Raw genomic sequence first — 21,335 nt, 5'->3', positions numbered from 1 at the left:
CCGGTTTGGTGGGGAGTACACAAAGACCCCGCTCAACGCCCGAGTTGGAGTGATCCGCGTCACGGGCGATGACGGCTGACACGTCCGTTTTGCGCGGATGGGCGCTCTCCGGAGAGACTGTAGGGTCCCTCCAACTGTCGCGGAGCCCCCACCGCCGCCAGGCCCTAGAGAGTACGAGCACCCCTCATGCGCGACCTCCCGTCCGCCCCTCCCGGCACCACGGACGAACTCCCCCCGGAGCCCCTGAGTCACAGTCTCAAACAGCGCCACCTGACCATGCTGGGCCTCGGCGGCGTGATCGGCGCCGGGCTGTTCGTCGGCTCCGGCGCCGGCATCACCATCGCCGGTCCCGCGATCATCTGCTCGTACCTGCTCGCGGGCATCCTCGCGATGCTGGTGATGCGGGCGCTCGGCGAGATGTCGGCGGCGATGCCCGCCTCCGGTTCCTTCTCGGTCTACGCGGAGAAGGCGCTCGGCCGCTGGGCCGGCTTCTCGGCCGGCTGGCTGTACTGGTTCCTGCTGGTCGTGGTGCTGGCCGTGGAGGCGACCGCCGCGGCGAAGATCGCGAACGGCTGGCTGCCCTCGGTGGACCAGTGGGTCTGGGTGCTCCTCTTCATGGTGGTCTTCACCGTGAGCAACCTGGCCGCCGTGCGGAACTTCGGCGAGTTCGAGTTCTGGTTCGCGGCCCTCAAGGTCGGCGCGATCGTGCTGTTCCTGATCCTGGGCACGCTGGCCGTCTTCGGCCTGCTCCCCGACACCGACCCGATCGGGATGGCCAACCTGACCGGCCAGGGCGGCTTCTTCCCGAACGGCGCGAGCGGCGTGGTCGCCGGCATGCTGGCCGTCGTCTTCGCCTTCGGCGGCCTGGAGGTCGTCACCATCGCGGCCGCCGAGTCGGACGACCCGGCCCGGTCCGTCTCCCGCGCGGTGCGCAGCGCCGTGTGGCGCATCCTCTTCTTCTACGTCGGCTCGATGCTGGTCATCGTGACCCTGCTGCCGTGGGATTCGCTGGAGCCGGGCCAGAGCCCGTACGTGGCCGTCCTCGACTCGATCGGCATCGCGCACGCGGGCCAGATCATGGACGTCGTGATCTTCGTGGCCCTGCTGTCGGCGCTCAACGCGAACCTCTACGGGTCCTCGCGCATGGTGTTCTCGCTGGCAGAGCGGGGCGAGGCGCCGAAGACCCTGCTGAAGGTGTCGGGCAGCGGGGTGCCGCGCCGGGCGGTCGTCGCCTCGGTGGCCTTCGGCTTCTTCTCGGTCGTGCTGAACCTGCTGTGGCCGGACACGATCTTCCTCTACATGCTCAACGCGGTCGGCGCGGTGCTGATCTTCGTGTGGGCCCTGATCGCGGTCTCGCAGCTGAAGCTGCGCAGGAAGATCGAGCGGGACATGCCGGAGCGCCTCACGCTGCCGATGTGGCTGTTCCCGTACGCGACGTGGGCGGCGCTGATCGGGATGGCCACGGTGCTGGTCCTGATGCTGTTCGACGATTCGGCGCGGCCGCAGCTGCTGTGGTCCACGGGGGCCGCGGCCGCGGTGCTGCTCGTGGCGTGGGTCCGGGAGATCCGGGCCAAGCGGTCCTGACTCCGCCGCGCTCACGGAACGGGCCCGGGACTTCGGTCCCGGGCCCGTTCTGCTGCGCTGGCGGACGATCACGTCGGGTGAAACCGGTATCCGTATGCTGGACATAAAGCGTCCGATTATCGGACGGTAGGCAGACTGGCCCCCATGAGCCAGAGCACCATCACCCCTCCTGAGCAGCACAGCCCGGCGCAGCCCGAAGCCGGATCGCCCCTCGGCAACGGACTCAAGCAGCGCCACCTTTCGATGATCGCCCTCGGCGGGGTCATCGGCGCGGGCCTCTTCGTGGGCTCCGGCGCCGGCATCGCGGCCGCCGGCCCCTCGATCGTGCTCGCGTACGCCGCTTCCGGGCTGCTCGTGATGTTCGTGATGCGCATGCTCGGCGAGATGTCCGCCGCGAACCCCTCCTCCGGCTCCTTCTCGGTGCACGCGGAGCGGGCCATCGGCCCGTGGGCCGGTTTCACCGCCGGCTGGATGTTCTGGACCCTGCTCTGCGTGGGCGTGGCCATCGAGGCCATCGGCGCGGCGCACATCATGACGGGCTGGTTCCCGGGCACCCCCTCGTGGATGTGGGTGCTGGTCTTCATGGCGATGTTCTGCGGCTCCAACCTGGCCGCCGTCTCCAACTTCGGCGAGTTCGAGTTCTGGTTCGCCGCCCTGAAGATCGGCGCGATCGGCCTCTTCCTGGGCCTGGGCGTGCTGGCCGTCCTGGGCGTGCTGCCCGCCGCCGACTCCCCCGGCACCGCCAACCTGCTGCACGACGGCGGCTTCCTGCCCAACGGCGTGGACGGGCTGCTGGTCGGCCTGCTCGCCTCCGTGGTCGCGTACGGCGGGCTGGAGACGGTGACCATCGCGGCCGCCGAGTCCGACAACCCGGTCCGGGGCGTGGCCAAGGCCGTGAAGACCACCATGTGGCGGATCGCCATCGTCTACGTCGGCTCGATGCTGGTCATCGTCACGCTGCTGCCGTGGAACGACCCCGCGGTCACCACCGACGGCCCGTACGCGGCCACCCTGGACCACCTGGGCATCCCGCACGCCGGCCAGGTCATGAACGTGGTCATCCTGATCGCCCTGCTGTCCGCGATGAACGCGAACATCTACGGCTCCTCCCGCATGGCCTACTCCCTGGTCTCCCGCGGCCAGGGCCCGAAGGCGCTGGGCAAGCTCTCCGGCCGGGTGCCGCGCCGGGCGGTGCTCGCCTCCTCCGGCTTCGGCTTCGTCACCGTGCTGCTGTCGTACTGGTACCCGGACACCCTCTTCGCCTGGCTGCTGAACATGGTCGGCGGCGTCATCCTCGTCGTCTGGGGCTTCATCGCCGTCTCGCAGTTCGCGCTGCGGCGCCGGACGGAGCGCGAGGCCCCCGAGAAGCTGGTCGTGAAGATGTGGGGCTTCCCCTATCTGACCTGGGTCGCGCTGGCCGGGCTCGTCGGGGTCCTGGTCCTGATGGCCATGGGCGACGACACCCGGATCCAGCTGGTCTTCACCGGCGGCCTGACGGTGGCCCTCGCCGCCACCGGCTACCTCATCCAGCGCAGGGCGGCCGCCAGGGCCTGACCGCCCCGGGGAACCACAGGCGCGTCCCGTGCACCGGCACGGGGCGCGCCTTCGTCATATCCGGACCCCTTGCACCCATCCTTGAGCAGCTGCTGCTAGCGTGCAATTGCGCATTGATTGCAATAAGTGGTTGGCACGCCGAGGGGACCGATACACGCATGGCCATCTACACGCTTCCCGAGCTTCCTTACGACTACGCGGCTCTCGAGCCGGTGATCAACCCGCAGATCATCGAGCTGCACCACGACAAGCACCACGCGGCCTACGTCACGGGCGCCAACAACACGCTGGAGCAGCTGGCGGAGGCGCGCGACAAGGAGAACTGGGGCGCGCTGAACGGTCTGGAGAAGAACCTCGCGTTCCACCTCTCCGGGCACATCCTGCACAGCATCTACTGGCACAACATGGCCAGCCCGAAGACCGGCGAGGGCGGCGGCGAGCCCACCGCGGCCGAGGGCCTGGGCGACCTGGCCGACGCGATCACCGAGTCCTTCGGCTCCTTCGCGAAGTTCAAGAAGCAGCTGACCTTCGCGTCCTCCGCGACCCAGGGCTCCGGCTGGGGCGTGCTCGCGTACGAGCCCGTCAGCGGCCGCCTGGTCGTCGAGCAGATCTACGACCACCAGGGCAACGTCGGCGTGGCCAGCACCCCGGTCCTCGTGTTCGACGCCTGGGAGCACGCCTTCTACCTTCAGTACAAGAACCAGAAGGTGGACTTCATCGAAGCCATGTGGAACGTCGTCAACTGGCAGGACGTGGCCAGGCGTTACACCGATGCCAAGGCGAACACCCCGCTGCTGATCCCCGCCAAGGGCTGATCGGCCGCCACCTCAGCCCGTCCGCCTCGTGATCGTCTTCTCAACCTTCACTTGCGGGCGTGTCCACCAGAAGGCCCCCGCGAGGACGTGACTCGCGGGGGCCTCCTGTGCCTCCCTGGGCATCCACCAGGCCGTCCACCTCGCCGACCACCGTGAACTCCCGCGCCAGACCGGTCTCGTGGAGCCGCGCGAACGGAGTGAAGGGGACGCCGAACTCCGACTCCCCGCGGTCGAAGTTCCAGCTCTTGTGCACCTGGAAACGGTAGTCGCTCACCACGGAGCCGTCCTCGTGGACCCGTACCGTGCCGCTGATCCGGTACTGGGCCCCGCGCAGCGCCAGCCACCAGTCCGCGCTGCCGCCCTCGCGGGCGCGCCGGGTGATCAGCACCCCGCGCCAGCCGCTGTCCGCCGCGTACGCGCCGGGCTCGCCGAGCACCCGCGCGGCCTCCCGCCACTCGCGCAGGCGCCGGTCCACGTCCTCCCGTACGGCGGGCACGGCGAGCAGGGCCCGCGCGTCGACCCGGTACGGGCGGCCCGTGCCCCGGAGGTAGTGGCGCAAGGTGCCGGCGGCCTGGCGGACCCCGAGGGCCGACCACAGCGGGGGCACCGCGACGCAAGCTGCCCGCAGCACCCGGTCTCGGGGGCGTGCGGGCAGGCTGGCGTGTGCGGCGTTGTCGTTCGGTATCGCGGGCTCCGCCCGTCCGCCGCTGCGGCCGAGCGGTTCCTCCCGTGTCGGGCTAGTCCCCATAGGGGGACGTTAAGGGAGGAACCGGACCCCTGCTAGTCGGGGCGGTCGGGCCGGCGGGGTCGGTCGGGTCAGTCGAAGATCGGGCCCTGCGTGCGGGTGCGCTTGATCTCGTAGAAGCCGGGGGTGGAGGCGACGAGCAGGGTGCCGTCCCAGAGGCGGGCGGCGGCCTCGCCGCGCGGCGCGGGGGTGACGACCGGGCCGAAGAAGGCGACCTCTCCGCCGTCGGCGCCGGGCACCGAGATGACCGGGGTGCCGACCTCCTGGCCGACGCGGTTGATGCCGTCGTTGTGGGAGTCGCGCAGGACCTCGTCGTACTCGTCGGAGTCCGCGTAGTGGATCAGCTCGGCGGGCAGGCCCACCTCGTCCAGGGCCTCGGCGATCGCCTCGCGGGTCGGGCCCGTCGCCTGGTTGTGGAAGCGGGTGCCGAGAGCGGTGTAGAGCTTGCCGGTGACCTCGTCGCCGAACTTCTGCTGGGCGGCGACGACCACGCGCACCGGGGCCCAGCCCTTGGGGCCGAGCAGTTCGCGGTAGCGCTCGGGCAGTTCGTCGAGCTTGTTCTCGTTCAGGACCGCGAGGCTCATCACGTGCCAGCGGACCTCCACGTCACGGACCTTCTCGACCTCCAGCATCCAGCGGGACGTCATCCAGGCCCAGGGGCAGAGCGGGTCGAACCAGAAGTCGACAGCGGTCTTCTCGCGCACCTGGGTATCAGCCATGTCTCTCCTCAGATCGGAACGTTCCTCCCTGCCCAACCGCTCCGACCGCACACGCATTCCCCCGTGGGAGGATTCTGTCAGGTATCGCGATCACGCACGAAGGAGTGCACGTGCCCGGAGAGAATCTGTCCCGTGACGAGGCCCGCGAGCGGGCCGAGCTGCTGTCCGTCGACGGGTACGAGGTGGTCCTCGACTTGAGGTCCGCGGTGGACGAGGCCGAACCGGCCGACGGCCCCAGGACCTTCCGTTCGGTGACCACCGTCCGCTTCCGCGCCGCCGCTCCGGGGGCATCGAGCTTCGCGGACCTCCTCGCGCCCCGGGTCAACGCCGTGACCCTCAACGGGCTCCCGCTGGACCCGGCCGTCGTCTTCGACGGCGCGCGGATCGCCCTGGACGGGCTGGCTTCCGACAACGTGCTCGTGGTCGACGCCGACTGCGCGTACAGCCGGACCGGCGAGGGCATGCACCGCTTCGTGGACCCGGAGGACGGCGAGGTCTACCTCTACACGCAGTACGAGCCGGCCGACGCCCGCCGGGTGTACGCGAACTTCGAGCAGCCCGACCTCAAGGCCCCGTACCGCTTCGAGGTGACCGCGCCCGAGGGCTGGCGGGTCTGGAGCAACGGGGTCGAGGAGTCCCGCGAGGGGCAGACCCGGCGCTTCGCGGAAACCGCGCCGATCTCCACGTACATCACGTGCGTGGTGGCGGGGCCGTACCACTACGTCACGGACTCCTACACCCGCGGGGACCTGACCATCCCGCTGGGCGCGATCTGCCGCAAGGGGCTGGCCAAGCACTTCGACGCGGACGACGTGTTCCTCGTCACGAAGCAGGGCTTCGACCTCTTCCACGAGATCTTCGACTACCCGTACCCCTTCGGGAAGTACGACCAGGCCTTCGTGCCGGAGTACAACCTGGGCGCGATGGAGAACCCGGGGATGGTGACCTTCCGGGAGGAGTACATCTTCCGCGGGAAGGTCACGCAGGCCTCGTACGAGCGGCGCGCGAACACGATCCTGCACGAGATGGCGCACATGTGGTTCGGCGACCTGGTCACCATGAAGTGGTGGGACGACCTGTGGCTGAAGGAGTCCTTCGCGGACTTCATGGGCTCCTTCGGACTGGTCGAGGCCACCCGCTTCGACCAGGCCTGGGTCACCTTCGCCAACAGCCGCAAGGCGTGGGCCTACCGGGCCGACCAGCTGCCGTCCACGCACCCGATCACGGCCGACATCCGTGACCTGGAGGACGCGAAGCTGAACTTCGACGGCATCACCTACGCCAAGGGCGCGGCGGTGCTCAAGCAGCTCGTGGCGTACGTGGGCCGGGACGCCTTCCTGGAAGGGGCGCGGCGCTACTTCAAGGCGAACGCCTACGGGAACACCACCCTGGACGACCTGCTGTCGGTGCTCGCGGAGGTCTCCGGGCGGGACATGGCCGAATGGTCGCGGGCCTGGCTGCAGACGGCCGGCGTGAACGCGCTGACCCCGGTGGTGACCTGTGACGCGGGCGGCCGGATCACCGAGCTGGCGGTGGTCCAGGACGGCGCCGAGCTGCGTCCGCACCGGGTCGCGGTGGGCCTGTACCGGCTGGACCCGGACGGTGCGCTGGTGCGCTACGCACGCTCCGAGGCGGACGTCGCGGGGGCGCGGACGGTCGTCGCCGAGCTGGCGGGGCAGGAGAAGCCCGCCCTGGTGCTCGTCAACGACGAGGACCTGACGTACTGCAAGATCCGCTTCGACGAGGCCTCGCTGGCCTCGCTGCGCTCGCACCTGGGCTCGGTGACGGACCCGCTGAGCCGCGCGCTGTGCTGGTCGGCGCTGTGGAACCTGACGCGCGACGGGCTGATGCCGGCGCGGGACTTCGTCTCGCTCGTGGTGGCCCACGCGGGCCGGGAGACGGACGTGGGCGTGCTGCAGATGCTGCACGCTCAGGTGCTGACCGCGGTCGGCAACTACGCGGCGCCCGACTGGCGGGAGCAGGGCGGCAAGGTGCTCGCGGCGTGCGCGCTGCAGGAACTGCGGTTCGCGGAGCCGGGGTCGGAGCACCAGCTCACCTGGGCCCGCTTCTTCGCGGCGGGCGCGGCGACCGAGGGCGACTTCCAGCTGCTGCTGGGGCTGCTGGAGGGTTCGGCGCGGATCGACGGGCTGGAGGTGGACCAGGAGCTGCGCTGGGACTTCCTGCTGCCGCTGGCCGCGCACGGGGCGATCGGCGAGGAGGTCATCGCGGCGGAACTGGCGCGGGACGACACGGCGTCGGGCAAGCGGCACCAGGTCCGGTGCCTGGCGGCGCGGCCGTCGGCGGCGGTCAAGGACCAGGCGTGGGCCGCGGTGGTGGAATCGGACGCGCTGTCGAACGCGCTGGTCGAGGCGACGATCGCGGGGATGCAGCGGCCGTCGCAGCGGGGCTTGCTCGCCCCGTACACGAAGCCCTACTTCGCCGCCATCGAGCGGATCTGGGCCGACCGGTCGATCCAGATCGGCATGGACGTGGTGCGGGGGCTGTACCCGTCGCTGCAGGACTCGCAGGCGACGCTCGACGCGACGGACGCGTGGCTCGACGCCCACGCGGGTGCCGCGCCCGCGCTGCGGCGGCTGGTCCTTGAGTCGCGGGACGACCTGGCGCGGGCGCTGCGTGCGCAGGCGTGTGACGTGGCGGCGGGCTAGCACTACCGGGGCTGACCCCGCGGGGCTGTCCCCTACCCGCCCTTCCACCGTTCCCTGGGGCTCCGCCCCCAGACCCCGCGGCTCAAACGCCGGCGGGGCTGGATTTTCCGGCCTCGCCGTCGTTTGGGCCCCGAAGACCGGTGCCCGGGCTGGTCAGCGGCCTATGCCATCGGCAGTCGAACGTCCGTACTTTAGCCCCAGCTTGTCCCGATTTGCCGACGGATGTGTAACAGGGGTTAGCGAGGCCATGGCCTGAGGGAATCTCAGCGTCATGAACCACAACGCACCCCTCCCCCTCGCCCACCTCACCGACAACCGCCCCCGCGTGCTGTCGCTGACCCAGCTCCGTGAGCACGGGGTCTCCGCCTCCGACGCCGCCGAGCGGTCCTGGCAGCAGATCCTGCCGGGGGTGTTCCTGCTCCATTCCGGGCCCGCGACGAGCGAGGAGCGGCTGCACGCGGCGCTCCTGTACGCGGGACGCCGCGGGGACGAGGTCATGATCACGGGGCTGGCCGCCCTCGCCCTGTACCGGTTCTCCTCCGCCCCCGCCCTGCTCGGCCTCCCGCAGATCGACGTGCTCGTCCCGAACACCCGCCGGCTGCGTTCCGCCGGACAGGTCCGCATCGTGCGGGCGCACACCCCGCCCCGGCCGGTGGAGATCACCGGACTGCCCGTCGCCCCCGTGGCCCGCGCCGTCGCCGACGCCGTCGCCCACCTCTCCGACGCCGGTACGGTCCGCCGCCTGCTCAGCGAAGCCGTCCGCGGCGGGCACTGCGAACCGGCCGCCGTGGTGCGGGAGCTGACAGTGGCCCGGCTGCTGAACCGCCCGCACGTGGTGGACGCCGTCGAATCGCTGCTCGCCGAGGGCCGGGCCATCGCCGAGGACCGGCTGTACCAGCTCGTACGGGGCTACGAGCTCCCCGAGCCCGTCTGGAACGTGGACCTGCGGCTGCCCGGCGGCCCGCACCTGGGCGGGGTCGACGCGTACTGGCCGGAGCAGGCGGTGGCCCTGGAGATCGACACCCGGGCCCCGCGCCAGGGCGAGGACGAGGCGTGGGAGGAGTCCGTCCGCAAGCGGGAGACCCTGGAGCGGTGCGGGGTGACCGTCCTGCACATCACCCCGCGCAAGCTCCGCGACTGGCCCGAGCAGCAGGCGGCGGTCGTACGGGCCGCCCTGACGGCGTCCGCCGACCGCGAGCCCGCCGCCTACCTCGTCGTCCTGCCCCGGTGAAGGCCCCGGTCAAGGCCCGGACGAGGGTCCAGGTGCGGGCCCTGCGGGCCCTGCCGCTACCGCGCAGGCTGCCAAGGCGGCGCGGGCAGCGCCGGATTGGCCGGCGAGTACTCCGGGGCGCTCCACAGCAGCCGTCCCGGGTGCACGCTCTCCACCACCGACTCGATCCGGAAGCGGACCCGCCGCTCCCCGCCCGCCCCGAACTCGGGCTCCGCCCGCCCGCTGAGCTGGAGCAGCGCCCCGCTCTCCCAGTCGGGGAACAGCAGTCCGGCCCGCGGGTCGGCCAGCAGGTTCCCCAGGGTCAGGAACATCGCGTTGCCGGCGTAGTCCGGCCAGGCCAGTTCGGTCGGGGACAGCACCTCGACGAAGCCCGGCATCCCGCCCCGGTGGCTCGCGTCGGCCCCGTCCGCCCCCGCGGAGGTGGCGACGAAGAAGGTGTCGGCGGCGCGGACGGCCCGTTCCTGGTCGGGGGTGAGCGCGTCCCCGCGCCGCACGACACCGGCTCCTTCGGCGGCGAGCTGGACAGGCTGCCGCTTCTGGAGGTACTTGGGGCAGTTGGCGAAGACCCGTTCGGCCGCCAGCGCGAATCCGCCGGGGGTCACCTCCAGGGTTCCGCCCAGCCGCATCCGGCGCCGGGTGCGCGGGTCGAGGGAGATGGTTCCGACCCGGGTGCCGGCGGTGGCCAGCGCCTCCGCGAGCGGATCGCCCCCGGGGACCCCGCCGGTGACCGCGATCCGGTCCGGCCCGGTGGCCCGTACGAAGCCGGGGGCGCCGGTCAGCAGTGAGGCCCAGACCAGCCCTCCGGCATCGGCCGCGCCGACGACCAGGTGCGGCTGCTGCGCCAGGAAGGCCGCGGCCACGTCCTTGATGTGCGGGGTGACGGACTGCCCGACGTGCACGGCGTGCTCCCGGACACCGACCCGCTCCTGGATGGCCAGCGAGCCCCAGTGATACCCGGACATTAGAAGAACCCGCAGGTCGGGGCCCCTGTGGTGGGAGCCTCGGCGCCTTCGGCGCCGCTCGGCACGGAGATCTCCAGACGGGTTCCGTCGGGGTCGTGGAAGAAGATCCCGCCCGAGGACGCGCCTTCGCCGTGGGGGACGACCCCTTCGTAGGCGAAGTCGACGCCCAGGCCGCGCAGCCGCTCCTCGTACGCCCTGACCTCCTCGATGGCGTCCGCGGAGAGCGCGAGGTGGTGCAGTCCGGCCGCGCCGGGTGCGTAGGCCCCCTCGGCCTGCTGCCACAGCGTCAGCACGAGCTCGCCGTCCTGGCCGAGGAAGGCGAATCGCCGGTCCTCCTCCTCGCCCTCGCCGAGCAGCTCGAAGCCGAGGCCGTCCCGGTAGAAGACGAGCGACCGGGCGAGGTCCGTGACGTTCAGGCCCACGTGGCCGGTGCGCAGCTTGCTGATGACGGTCGTCACAACGGTTCCTTCCCCAGAACTACCTAATTTCTAACCTTCTAAATCGAGATTAAGGGTTAGAAGCCGGGGAGTCAACCGCTCACGTACCCTTGAGGGGTTAGAGCCATGAGGAGGCGGACATGACGACGGCGGACCCACGACCCCTGACCGGGGAACCGGTCTCCCTGGACCTGATCAACACCCGGTGGGTCCAGGAGGGCGAACCGCTCGACCTCTTCGCCGGAGCCTTCGGGCTCAGCCGCGTCGAAGGGCTCGCGCTCTGGCTGGAGAGCGCCGGGCTGGCCGGCCGTTTCCGCGCCGACGCCTCGACCCTGGTCCACCTGCTCACCGCCCGCGAGGCACTGGCCCGCGCGGTCGCGGACCCGGCCGACGAGAGCGCCCGCGCCCTGGTCGACGCCGTCCTGGAGCACGGCCGGATCCGGGCGACCCTGACCGCCGAAGGACCCGGTGAGCGGACCGAGTTCGACGACCCGACCTGGGGTCCGGCCTGGACGGCCGCCCGCGACTACCTGGAACTGCTGGGCTCCGACCCCGCCCGGATCCGCAAGTGCGCCTCCGAGACCTGCGTACTGCGCTTCCACGACACCTCGCGCAACGGCACCCGGCGCTGGTGCTCGATGTCGGCCTGCGGAAACCGGGCGAAGGCCTCCCGCCACTACGCCCGCACGCGCGAGCGCTGACCGTCCGGCGCCGTCGCGCCGGACAGCTCCCTGACGCCTCGCGCACGTGCGCGTGCGTCGGAGAGCCAGAAGTTGTCACACCCGATCCGAGACGGAGACACGTCGCACCCCTGGCGCACGGTCGGGAAGTCTACAAATCCATCTCCGCGCCCGAAGGTTCGTACCCGTTCACCCCGGTACGGGCCCACTGGCGTATGCCCCGAGCTGGCGGGAGTCCGCCATGGCAGGTATCGGTCCGTGACAACTCTCCCCAAAGAGCTGTCACTTACGCGAGGCTGACCGGTCATCCGGCACCGAAATCCGGACCGTACCTTTCACTTAGCCAGGGATGCTGATGACCCTCGACTCCCCCGCTCGTTCCAAAGACGGCGCCATACCCGGGGCCCGACGCGCCGCGCGCGTCGCGGCCGCGGCCGGCCTGGTCGCCGCTCTCGCGGCCACCGGTGCCATGCCCGTCTTCGCGGCGACCGGCACGAATACCCCCGCGCCCAACCCCGCGGTGAAGTCGGCCGACGAGAAGCTCGGATCGGCCGACGCCGAACTGCTTCAGGAAGCCAAGACCAAGGGCGAGAAGACCGTCACGGTCATGGTCGCGACGGCCCCCGGCGAGACCCAGCAGGTGGCCAAGCAGCTCGACGACGTCCAGGGCGCCTCCGTGGGCCAGACGTACGACAAGCTCGGCTACGTGCGGGCCACCCTGCCGACCGACAAGGCGGAGGCCGCGCTGAAGGCGGCCGCCAAGCTGTCCACCGTGCACGGCATCGACCTGCGGCACGAGATCCAGCTGCCGGACCCCCGTCCGGACGCGGACCGCGAGACGGGGACGGTGAAGCGGACCGCCGCCGAGACCTACCCCGGCCCGGACAAGAACACCCCGGCGAAGAACCCGTACAACCCGTCCTTCGAGACGGGTGCGCTGGACTTCCTCAAGAAGAACCCCAAGGCCGACGGCCGCGGCGTGACCATCGGTGTTCTGGACTCGGGTGTCGACCTCGGTCACCCCGCGCTCCAGAAGACCACCACCGGCGAGCGCAAGATCGTCGACTGGGTCACCGCGACCGACCCGCTCGCCGACGGCGACGCCACCTGGCGCGCGCAGATCACCCCCGTCGCCGGTGGCACCTTCACCGCGGGCGGCGGGAGCTGGAAGGCTCCGGAGGGCTCGTTCCAGTGGAGCCGCTTCACCGAGTCGATCACCGCCACCGGTGACATGAAGGGCGACGTCAACCGGGACGGGGACACCACCGACCGGTTCGGCCTGCTCTACGACCCGGTCGCCGGGACCGTCCGCGTCGACACCGACCAGGACAACGACTTCACGAACAACGAGCCGATGAAGCCGTACAAGGACGGCTACCAGATCGGCTACTTCGGCACGGACAACCCGGCGACCGAGGTCGCCGAGCGCATCCCGTTCGTGATCGAGATCCGCAAGGACGTCCCCATGGACCCGCTGGGCGGCGACTGGGTCGGCAAGAAGGCCGACTTCGTCAACGTCGGCATCATCGAGTCCGAGCACGGTACGCACGTCGCGGGCATCACCGCCGCCAACGGCCTGTTCGGCGGCGCGATGAACGGCGAGGCGCCCGGCGCCAAGGTCGTCTCCTCGCGCGCCTGCTCCTGGTCCGGCGGCTGCACCAACATCGCGCTGACCGAGGGCATGATCGACCTCGTCGTCAACCGTGGCGTGGACATCGTCAACATGTCGATCGGTGGCCTGCCGGCCCTGAACGACGGCAACAACGCGCGCTCCGAGCTCTACAAGAACCTCATCGACACCTACGGTGTCCAGCTCGTCATCTCGGCGGGCAACGAGGGCCCCGGCATCAACACCATCGGCGACCCCGGTCTCGCGGACAAGGTCATCTCCGTGGGTGCGGCGGTCTCCAAGGAGACCTGGGCGGCCAACTACGGCTCCGGCGTGACCAAGAAGTACAACATGTTCCCCTTCTCCTCCCGCGGTCCGCGTGAGGACGGCGGCTTCACGCCGACGATCACCGCCCCCGGCGCGTCGATCAACACCATCCAGACCTGGCTGCCCGGTGCACCGGTGAAGGAGGCCGGCTACAACCTGCCGGCCGGTTACGGCATGCTCCAGGGCACCTCGATGTCCTCGCCGCAGGCGGCGGGCGCCAGCGCCCTGCTGATCTCGGCCGCCAAGCAGCAGAAGATCGCCCTCACTCCGGCGGCCCTGCGCATCGCGCTCACCAGCAGCGCGAAGAAGATCGATGACGTTCCGGCGCACGCCCAGGGCGCGGGCCTGATCAACATCCCCGGCGCGTGGGAGTCCATCCAGCGCGGCGCGAAGGCCAACGAGTTCACCGTCAAGGCTCCGGTCGACACCGCGATCGACCAGTTCCTGAAGACCCCGGGCTTCGGCACCGGCGTCTATGACCGCGAGGGCGGCCTGAAGGTCGGCCAGAAGAAGGTCTACGACGTCGTCGTCACCCGCACCACGGGCGTCAAGTACGGCACCCCGCACCAGCTCAGCTGGCGCAACAACGACGGGACCTTCAAGGTCATCGGCGGCTACGACTACGTCACGCTGCCGCTGAACAAGCCCGTCACCATCAAGGTCGAGGCCAAGGCCACCACGGCCGGCGTCCACAGCGGCATCCTGCAGCTCGACGACCCCTTCACCGAGGGCGTCGACAAGCAGATCCTCTCCACGGTCGTCGTCTCGACCCCGCTGGCGAAGCCCGCTTACAGCTACTCGAACACCTCGTCCGTGCAGCGCAACAGCCACAAGTCGTACTTCGTGACCGTCCCGGCGGGCGCGAAGACCCTCGAGGTCGCCCTCGGCGGACTCGCGGCGAACAGCCAGACGCGCTTCATCTCGATCCACCCGTACGGCGTGGGCGTCGAGGACAGCGCGACGACCCAGTGCTACCCGAACTACGACAACCCGGCCAACCTGTGCCGCCCCGACCTGCGTTCGTACCCGAACCCGCAGCCGGGCGTCTGGGAGATCGAGGTCGAGTCGCGCCGCACGTCGCCGCTGCTCGACAACCCGTTCAAGCTGGACGTCTCCGTGCTCGGCGCGGCCTTCGACCCCGCGGTCCAGGTCCTGCCCGAGGTCAAGCAGGGCACCCCGGCGCCGGTCCAGTGGACCGTCAAGAACGACGGGGCCGCCATCACCGGCGGCAAGCTCCAGGGTGGCGCGCTCGGCTCCGCGAAGGTCGCCAAGCCGACCATCGCCGCCGGTGAGACCCACACCAGCGAGGTCACGATCGGCGAGGGCGTCTCCCGCCTCGACATCGCGATCGGCAACGTCTCCGACGCCGCCGCCGACCTCGACCTGGACGTGTACAAGGACGGCGTCAAGGTCGGCACCTCCGCCGACGGCGACTCCGAGGAGGCCGTGAGCCTCCTCAACCCGGCCGCGGGCACCTACACCATCGAGGTGTTCGGCTACGCGATCCCGTCCGGCTCCACCACGTACGACTACCGCGACGTCTACTACTCGGCCGCCCTGGGCACCGTCCAGGTCGACGAGGCCGCCGCGGTCAACCTCGCCAACGGCGCTTCGGCCACCGTCTCCGCGAACGTGCTGGTCAACAGCGCCGCTCCGGAAGGCCGCCAGTTCTTCGGCGAGGTCAAGCTGCTCAACGCCCGCGGCACCGCCGCCGGCACCGGCAGCGTGCAGATCGAGAAGGTCCTCCCGTAACCCGGTAGGAGCCTGAACGCGGCGGGGGCGGTGCTCGTCAGAGCACCGCCCCCGCCTGTTTCCCCCGCCGGTCCCCCATCCGGCTTCCCCCTCGGGTCGGCTACTTCCCCAGCGAGCCCAGGTCCTGTGCGTACGTGCCCACCGCGTGGGCGATCACGTCCAGGTTGGTGTCGAAGGCCTTCAGGTCGATGTTCTTCAAGGTGTCCCCCGCCCCGTGGTAGTTCGGGTCGTACGGGGCCCCGGCCGTGCCGCCGTACCGCTCGGCCTGCTCCGGCGTCTTGATGCCCTCGGCCCCGGTGAAGGTGCCGCCGGCCGGGATGCCGTTCGCGATGAAGGGGCCGTAGTCGGAGCGGCCGTCGAAGTCGCTTCCCTCGTGCGGCTTGTGCTTCTTGTCGAGGAAGCCGTTGATCAGCGCCTCGATCTGCGCCGAGCCGGCCGGGCCGGCGCCCTCGCCGGTCTTGTCCGAGTCGTCGCCGTCGTAGACGAACTGCGCCGGGTTCGGCGAGGCGATCATGTCGAAGTTCAGGTAGAGGGCGATGTTCTTCTTCTGCTGCTCGGACAGCTGCGCCACGTAGTGCTCGGAGCCCAGCAGGCCCAGCTCCTCCGCCGACCACCAGGCGAAGCGGACCTTGTTGGCGGTCTGCTTGCCCCTGCCCTTCTTGTTGGCGCCCTCGTCCGCGAGCTTGAGGGCCACCTCCAGCAGGCCGGCCGAGCCGGAGCCGTTGTCGTTGATGCCCGGGCCCTCGGGGACCGAGTCCAGGTGGGAGCCGACGGTGACCACGCGGTCGGCGCGGCCGCCCCGGGTCTCGGCGATCACGTTGCGGGTGGTCTTCTTCACGTGCTCCTGGTCCAGGTCCAGGCGGACGGTCACCTCCCCCTTCGCGGCGGCGGCGGTCAGCGCCTCACCGTCGGCGAGGGTGATCCCGGCGCTCGGGATGATCCCCTCCGCGGGCGAGGAGAACGAGCCGCGGACCGGGGTGGTACCGCTGTGGTTGTAGACGATCACGCCGAGGGCGCCCGCCTCGGCGGCCGCCCGCTGCTTCTCCACGAAGGTGCAGGTGCCGCGCTTGACCAGGGCGATCTTCCCGGTGAAGGCGCCGGCCGGATAGTCGTCGGCGGTGCAGCCGGGGCTCTCGTCGACCCGGGCCAGGGCCAGCGCGGCGGTCAGGCCGCCGACCGGGGTGGACTTGGTGAAGGTGAAGGCGGCGGTGGCCAGCTCGCGGGGGTCCGCGCCGCTCAGGACGGTGGTCCTCTCCGTCTTCGTGTGCGCGTCGTAGATGTCGAAGTCCTGGTACGAAACCGCGTACCCGGCCTTCTTCAGCGTGTCGTGCACGTAGGCGGCGGAGGCCGCGTGGCCGGGGGTGCCGGCGGCGCGGTTGCCGCCGTTGGCGTCGGCGATCTGCTGGAACTTCGCCAGGTGGCGGTAGGCGCCGCGGGCGGTGACCTCCTCCACCAGCTCCTTGGCGAGGCGGCCCTCGCTCGGGTGGGCGGAGGCCGGCGCGGCGGCCAGCAGGACGGGTGCCGCGACGGCGGCGGCCGCGAGGGCGGCGAGCGCCGGTATGGACCGGCGGCGGTGGCGGATGGCGCGCACGGTAGTTCTCCCCGAGTTCGAAGTGCGGAACGCACGTCCGGATTGCGGACGCGACAGACCGGACCGTAACCGGCTTCGACCAGGCGAAATGCGCGCCGGGCGGCGGTGCAACACGGCCGCCACGGAGTTGTCACGGGGGTTCACACGCAGAACACCGTCCGCTCCTCGGACAATGGATTGGACAAGGCTCGTGGGGTCGAACGCATGATGGCTTCACGCGCGCCCGCGTCGTACGTACCAGAGGAGTCACCGTGAGGGTCGGAATCGTCGGAGCCACCGGACAGGTCGGCGGAGTCATGCGCGGCATCCTCGCCGAGCGCAAGTTCCCGGTGGATGAGCTGCGCCTGTTCGCGTCGGCCCGTTCGGCCGGCTCCACCCTCGAATGGGAGGGCCGCGAGATCACCATCGAGGACGCCTCCACGGCCGACTACTCCGGCCTGGACATCGTGCTCTTCTCCGCGGGCGGCGCCACCTCCAGGGCCCTCGCCGAGAAGGTCGCCTCCCAGGGCGCCGTCGTGATCGACAACTCCTCCGCCTGGCGCGGCGACCCCGAGGTCCCCCTCGTCGTCTCCGAGGTCAACCCCCACGCGATCAAGAACCGCCCCAAGGGCATCATCGCGAACCCGAACTGCACCACGATGGCCGCGATGCCCGTGCTGCGCCCGCTGCACGACGAGGCCGGTCTGACCGCGCTGATCGCCACCACCTACCAGGCCGTGTCCGGCTCGGGCCTGGCGGGCGTCGCCGAGCTCAAGGGCCAGGCCTGCGCGGTGTCCGAGGCCGCCGACCAGCTGACCTTCGACGGCGACGCGGTGGAGTTCCCCGAGCCCGCCGTCTACAAGCGTCCCATCGCCTACAACGTGATCCCGCTCGCGGGCTCGATCGTCGACGACGGCTCCTTCGAGACCGACGAGGAGCAGAAGCTCCGCAACGAGTCCCGCAAGATCCTGGAGATCCCGGAGCTCAAGGTCTCGGGCACCTGCGTGCGCGTGCCGGTCTTCGCCGGCCACTCCCTCCAGGTCAACGTCCGCTTCGACCGCCCGCTGAGCGTCGAGCGCGCCTACGAGCTGCTGGGGGACGCCCCGGGCGTCGAGCTCTCGGAGATCCCGACCCCGCTCCAGGCCGCCGGCCAGGACGTCTCGTACGTGGGCCGCATCCGCGTCGACGAGACCACCGAGAACGGCCTCGCGCTGTTCCTCTCCAACGACAACCTCCGCAAGGGCGCCGCGCTGAACGCGGTCCAGATCGCGGAGCTGGTCGCGGAGGAGCTGCGCGGCTGATCAGGCATCTGATCCCCGCTCGCACCGGCGAAGGGCGGCACCGTGACGGTGCCGCCCTTCGGCGTTGGCGCCCCTGCTCTAGGCCCGGCGGACCTCGAAGAGGTAGCAGCCGAACTCGGCCGCGCGGACGTGGACGAGCGCGGTCCGCGGATCCTCGAAGGCCTCCGCCAGCGCCCGCCCGACCACCGCGTCCGGGTCCTCGGCGAGGTCGAGCACCCGCCCGCCGAGGATGCGGCCCGCGGCGTCGTAGCGGCGGGCCGTGCGCAGGGCGCCGGGGTGCCCGAAGGGCAGTCCGGCCTCGGGGGCCGGTCCGCCGCAGTCGTCGGCGTGGACGAACACCGGGCCCTGCTCGTCGTAGGCCCCGGGGTCGACGCCCGTCGCGGCGGCCCAGCGGCGCAGCGGGGCGTACGCGACGAGGGCGATCCGTTCGCCGGGGACGCTGCGGCGCAGGCAGCAGCGCAGCGGAGCGCCGCCCTCCGGGTCCTCGTACGGGGCGCAGGGCCGCCCGGCGTCGTCGAGGGTGCGCAGGGCCCGGAGCACGGGAGGGGCGATGGCGAGCACGGTGTGGGGCGTCACGTGGGTGGTCATGGGGTCCAGGGTGCTCCGTCGGACCGGTCGGAGCTGGCGGAAATCGGACGTCGAGTTTCGCCCGTGGATTACTCCGGCACGGTGGCCCGGCCCGCGTGGAAGGATGGGCCGGAACGTCACCATCGAAGGAGATGACCGCGTGCCAGGCACGAATCTGACCCGTGAAGAGGCTCAGCAGCGCGCAAAGCTGCTCACCGTCGACTCGTACGAGATCGAGCTCGATCTCAGCGGCGCGCAGGAAGGCGGCACGTACCCCTCCGTGACCACCGTGCGCTTCCAGTCCGCCGAGGCCGGCGCCGAGACCTTCATCGACCTGGTCGCCCCGGCCGTGCACGAGGTCGTCCTCAACGGCAAGTCGCTCGACGTGGCCGCCGTCTTCCGGGATTCCCGGATCGCGCTCGCCCACCTCGCCGCCGGGGCCAACGAGCTCCGCGTCGTCGCCGACTGCGCGTACACCAACACCGGTGAGGGTCTGCACCGCTTCGTCGACCCGGTCGACGAGCAGGCGTACCTGTACACCCAGTTCGAGGTCCCGGACGCGCGCCGCGTGTTCGCGAGCTTCGAGCAGCCCGACCTGAAGGCGACGTTCGCGTTCACCGTGACGGCCCCCGCGGGCTGGACGGTCATCTCGAACTCCCCGACGCCCGCGGCTCCCGCGGACAACATCTGGCGCTTCGAGCCCACCCCGCGCATCTCCACGTACATCACGGCCCTGATCGTCGGCCCGTACCACGCGGTGCACAGCTCCTACGAGGGCACGGACGGGCAGTCCGTCCCGCTCGGCATCTACTGCCGTCCCTCGCTCGCCGAGTTCCTCGACGCCGACGCGATCTTCGACGTGACCCGGCAGGGCTTCACCTGGTTCCAGGAGAAGTTCGCGTACGACTACCCCTTCGCGAAGTACGACCAGCTCTTCGTGCCGGAGTTCAACGCGGGCGCGATGGAGAACGCGGGCGCGGTCACCATCCGCGACCAGTACGTCTTCCGCTCGAAGGTGACGGACGCGGCGTACGAGACGCGCGCCGAGACGATCCTGCACGAGCTCGCCCACATGTGGTTCGGCGACCTCGTCACCATGGAGTGGTGGAACGACCTCTGGCTGAACGAGTCGTTCGCCACCTACACCTCCATCGCCTGCCAGGCGTACGCGGAGGACTCGAAGTGGCCGCACGCGTGGACCACCTTCGCCAACTCCATGAAGACCTGGGCGTACCGGCAGGACCAGCTGCCCTCCACGCACCCGATCATGGCCGACATCACCGACCTCGACGACGTCCTGGTCAACTTCGACGGCATCACCTACGCCAAGGGCGCCTCGGTCCTCAAGCAGCTCGTGGCCTACGTCGGCCAGGACGCCTTCTTCAAGGGCGTGCAGGCCTATTTCAAGGCGCACGCCTTCGGGAACACGCGCCTGTCGGACCTGCTGGGCGCCCTGGAGGAGACCTCCGGCCGCGACCTCACCGCCTGGTCGAAGGCGTGGCTGGAGACGGCCGGCATCAACATCCTGCGCCCCGAGATCGAGACGGACGAGAGCGGCGCCATCACCGCCTTCGCCGTCCGCCAGGAGGCCCCGGCGCTGCCCGCCGGCGCCAAGGGCGAGCCGGTGCTCCGCCCGCACCGCATCGCGGTCGGCCTGTACGACCTGACCGACGGCAAGCTGGTGCGCGGCGAGCGCATCGAGCTGGACATCGACGGCGACCTGACGGACGTGCCGGAGCTGATCGGCCGGACCCGTCCGGCCGTGGTCCTGCTGAACGACGACGACCTGTCGTACGCCAAGGTCCGCCTCGACGAGGTGTCCCTCGCCAACGTCACCGCGCACCTGGGCGACTTCACCGAGTCGCTGCCGCGCGCACTGTGCTGGGCCTCGGCCTGGGACATGACCCGCGACGGCGAACTGGCCACCCGCGACTACCTCGCCCTCGTCCTGTCGGGCATCGGCAAGGAGTCGGACATCGGCGTCGTCCAGTCGCTGCACCGCCAGGTCAAGCTGGCCGTGGAGCTGTACGCCGACCCGGCCTGGCGCGACCAGGGCCTGGCCGTCTGGACGGAGGCCACGCTGGAGCACCTGCGCGCGGCCGAGCCGGGCAGCGACCACCAGCTGGCGTGGGCCCGCGCCTTCGCGGCGACCGCCCGCACCGAGGAGCAGCTGACCTACCTGGCGGCGCTGCTGGACGGCTCGGCCGAGCTCAAGGGCCTGGCCGTGGACACCGAGCTGCGCTGGGCGTTCCTGGAGCGGCTCGTCGCCACGGGCGTCGCCGACGAGCCGGCCATCGCGGCCGAGCTGGAGCGGGACAAGACCGCGGCGGGCGAGCGGCACGCGGCGACCGCCCGGGCGGCGCGCCCGACGGCGGAGGCCAAGGCCGAGGCCTGGGCTTCGGTCGTCGAGGGCGACTCGCTCCCGAACGCGGTGCAGGAGGCGGTGATCGGCGGCTTCGTCCAGACCGACCAGCGCGAACTCCTCGCCCCGTACACGGAGAAGTACTTCGCGGCGGTCAAGGAGATCTGGGGGACCCGCAGCCACGAGATCGCCCAGCAGATCGCGGTGGGGCTCTACCCGTCCCTCCAGGTCTCCCCGGAGACCCTCGCGGCGACGGACGCCTGGCTGGCCTCGGCCGAGCCGAACGCGGCCCTGCGGCGTCTCGTCTCCGAGTCCCGCGCGGGCGTAGAGCGGGCGCTGACCGCCCAGGCGGCCGACGCCCGGGCGTAACCGGCTCGCGCCGCTCCTGGGGCTCCGCCCCGGACCCCGCGCCTCAAACGCCGGCGGGGCTGATCTCTTCAGCCCGTCCGGCGTT

General features: G+C 71.0%; 15 protein-coding genes. 9 read left to right on the top strand and 6 right to left on the bottom strand.

All coding sequences use genetic code 11. The features are described 5' to 3' along the window. The first annotated feature begins 186 nt into the window (after positions 1-186). The 3 genes from OG730_RS27485 to OG730_RS27475 all read left to right on the top strand — a co-directional run bounded on the left by OG730_RS27485 (position 187) and on the right by OG730_RS27475 (position 3,953). Positions 187-1,584: an amino acid permease gene (locus tag OG730_RS27485; protein ID WP_327306747.1), complete on the top strand. Its 1,398-nt coding sequence runs from the start codon at positions 187-189 to the stop codon at positions 1,582-1,584. A gap of 144 nt (positions 1,585-1,728) precedes the next feature. Beyond that, complete coding sequence (locus OG730_RS27480) at positions 1,729-3,138, top strand: amino acid permease (RefSeq protein ID WP_327306746.1); 1,410 nt, start codon at positions 1,729-1,731, stop codon at positions 3,136-3,138. A gap of 158 nt (positions 3,139-3,296) precedes the next feature. Next, positions 3,297-3,953: a superoxide dismutase gene (locus OG730_RS27475; protein ID WP_327306745.1), complete on the top strand. Its 657-nt coding sequence runs from the start codon at positions 3,297-3,299 to the stop codon at positions 3,951-3,953. A 40-nt stretch (positions 3,954-3,993) separates the two neighbouring features. Here the strand turns inward: OG730_RS27475 and OG730_RS27470 are convergent, their stop codons facing one another. After that, a complete protein-coding gene (locus OG730_RS27470) occupies positions 3,994-4,701 on the bottom strand; it encodes a hypothetical protein (RefSeq protein ID WP_327306744.1) in 708 nt (235 codons plus the stop codon). A gap of 68 nt (positions 4,702-4,769) precedes the next feature. Then, complete coding sequence (locus OG730_RS27465; RefSeq protein WP_327306743.1) at positions 4,770-5,417, bottom strand: mycothiol-dependent nitroreductase Rv2466c family protein; 648 nt, start codon at positions 5,415-5,417, stop codon at positions 4,770-4,772. Positions 5,418-5,527: 110 nt separating this feature from the next. On the opposite strand from OG730_RS27465, the gene pepN (OG730_RS27460) reads away from it, so the two are divergent. Both pepN (OG730_RS27460) and OG730_RS27455 read left to right on the top strand, forming a co-directional pair. Continuing rightward, a complete protein-coding gene (pepN, locus tag OG730_RS27460) occupies positions 5,528-8,083 on the top strand; it encodes an aminopeptidase N (protein ID WP_327306742.1) in 2,556 nt (851 codons plus the stop codon). Positions 8,084-8,354: 271 nt separating this feature from the next. After that, positions 8,355-9,314 (top strand): putative endonuclease domain-containing protein, encoded by a 960-nt coding sequence (locus OG730_RS27455; protein WP_327306741.1) that lies wholly within the window; start codon positions 8,355-8,357, stop codon positions 9,312-9,314. 56 nt (positions 9,315-9,370) lie between these two features. Here OG730_RS27455 and OG730_RS27450 read toward each other — a convergent pair whose 3' ends face one another. After that, on the bottom strand, positions 9,371-10,276 hold the full coding sequence (locus OG730_RS27450) for a pyridoxamine 5'-phosphate oxidase family protein (protein ID WP_327306740.1): 906 nt from the start codon (positions 10,274-10,276) through the stop codon (positions 9,371-9,373). After that, positions 10,276-10,734, bottom strand: coding sequence for a VOC family protein (locus tag OG730_RS27445; protein WP_327306739.1), 459 nt, complete (start codon positions 10,732-10,734; stop codon positions 10,276-10,278). Before OG730_RS27445 ends, OG730_RS27450 begins: the two co-directional genes overlap by 1 nt. Positions 10,735-10,853: 119 nt before the next feature. On the opposite strand from OG730_RS27445, the gene OG730_RS27440 reads away from it, so the two are divergent. Next, positions 10,854-11,414 carry a CGNR zinc finger domain-containing protein gene (locus OG730_RS27440; protein ID WP_327306738.1) on the top strand — a complete coding sequence of 187 codons (561 nt, stop codon included), beginning with the start codon at positions 10,854-10,856 and terminating at the stop codon, positions 11,412-11,414. Positions 11,415-11,748: 334 nt separating this feature from the next. Continuing rightward, positions 11,749-15,081: a S8 family serine peptidase gene (locus OG730_RS27435; RefSeq protein WP_327306737.1), complete on the top strand. Its 3,333-nt coding sequence runs from the start codon at positions 11,749-11,751 to the stop codon at positions 15,079-15,081. Between the two features lie 100 nt (positions 15,082-15,181). Here OG730_RS27435 and OG730_RS27430 read toward each other — a convergent pair whose 3' ends face one another. Continuing rightward, on the bottom strand, positions 15,182-16,672 hold the full coding sequence (locus tag OG730_RS27430; RefSeq protein ID WP_327306736.1) for a M28 family metallopeptidase: 1,491 nt from the start codon (positions 16,670-16,672) through the stop codon (positions 15,182-15,184). A gap of 251 nt (positions 16,673-16,923) precedes the next feature. Here OG730_RS27430 and OG730_RS27425 point away from each other — a divergent pair, with 251 nt between their 5' ends. Next, entirely contained in the window at positions 16,924-17,952 is a 1,029-nt protein-coding gene (locus tag OG730_RS27425) for an aspartate-semialdehyde dehydrogenase (RefSeq protein WP_327306735.1), read from the top strand. 78 nt (positions 17,953-18,030) lie between these two features. On the opposite strand, the gene OG730_RS27420 is transcribed toward OG730_RS27425, so the two are convergent. Continuing rightward, positions 18,031-18,540, bottom strand: a complete 510-nt coding sequence (locus tag OG730_RS27420) for a DUF1203 domain-containing protein (RefSeq protein WP_327306734.1) — start codon at positions 18,538-18,540, stop codon at positions 18,031-18,033. A 139-nt stretch (positions 18,541-18,679) separates the two neighbouring features. Here OG730_RS27420 and pepN (OG730_RS27415) point away from each other — a divergent pair, with 139 nt between their 5' ends. Beyond that, the gene (pepN, locus tag OG730_RS27415) at positions 18,680-21,250 is read left to right on the top strand and encodes an aminopeptidase N (RefSeq protein ID WP_327306733.1); all 2,571 of its coding nucleotides are present in this window, start codon (positions 18,680-18,682) and stop codon (positions 21,248-21,250) included. Positions 21,251-21,335: the final 85 nt, after the last annotated feature.

It is taken from the genome of Streptomyces sp. NBC_01298, assembly GCF_035978755.1.
Taxonomy (GTDB): Bacteria; Actinomycetota; Actinomycetes; order Streptomycetales; family Streptomycetaceae; genus Streptomyces.
This window is presented reverse-complemented; position numbering and strand designations above follow the sequence as displayed.

Excerpts from the sequence above, each read along its gene's own strand:
- OG730_RS27435 (WP_327306737.1), top strand. The coding sequence starts at position 11,749 with ATGACCCTCGACTCCCCCGCTCGTTCCAAAGACGGCGCCATACCCGGG.
- OG730_RS27470 (WP_327306744.1), bottom strand. The coding sequence starts at position 4,701 with ATGGGGACTAGCCCGACACGGGAGGAACCGCTCGGCCGCAGCGGCGGA.
- OG730_RS27455 (WP_327306741.1), top strand. The coding sequence starts at position 8,355 with ATGAACCACAACGCACCCCTCCCCCTCGCCCACCTCACCGACAACCGC.
- OG730_RS27450 (WP_327306740.1), bottom strand. The coding sequence starts at position 10,276 with ATGTCCGGGTATCACTGGGGCTCGCTGGCCATCCAGGAGCGGGTCGGT.
- OG730_RS27485 (WP_327306747.1), top strand. The coding sequence starts at position 187 with ATGCGCGACCTCCCGTCCGCCCCTCCCGGCACCACGGACGAACTCCCC.
- OG730_RS27440 (WP_327306738.1), top strand. The coding sequence starts at position 10,854 with ATGACGACGGCGGACCCACGACCCCTGACCGGGGAACCGGTCTCCCTG.
- OG730_RS27465 (WP_327306743.1), bottom strand. The coding sequence starts at position 5,417 with ATGGCTGATACCCAGGTGCGCGAGAAGACCGCTGTCGACTTCTGGTTC.
- OG730_RS27480 (WP_327306746.1), top strand. The coding sequence starts at position 1,729 with ATGAGCCAGAGCACCATCACCCCTCCTGAGCAGCACAGCCCGGCGCAG.
- OG730_RS27475 (WP_327306745.1), top strand. The coding sequence starts at position 3,297 with ATGGCCATCTACACGCTTCCCGAGCTTCCTTACGACTACGCGGCTCTC.
- OG730_RS27420 (WP_327306734.1), bottom strand. The coding sequence starts at position 18,540 with ATGACCACCCACGTGACGCCCCACACCGTGCTCGCCATCGCCCCTCCC.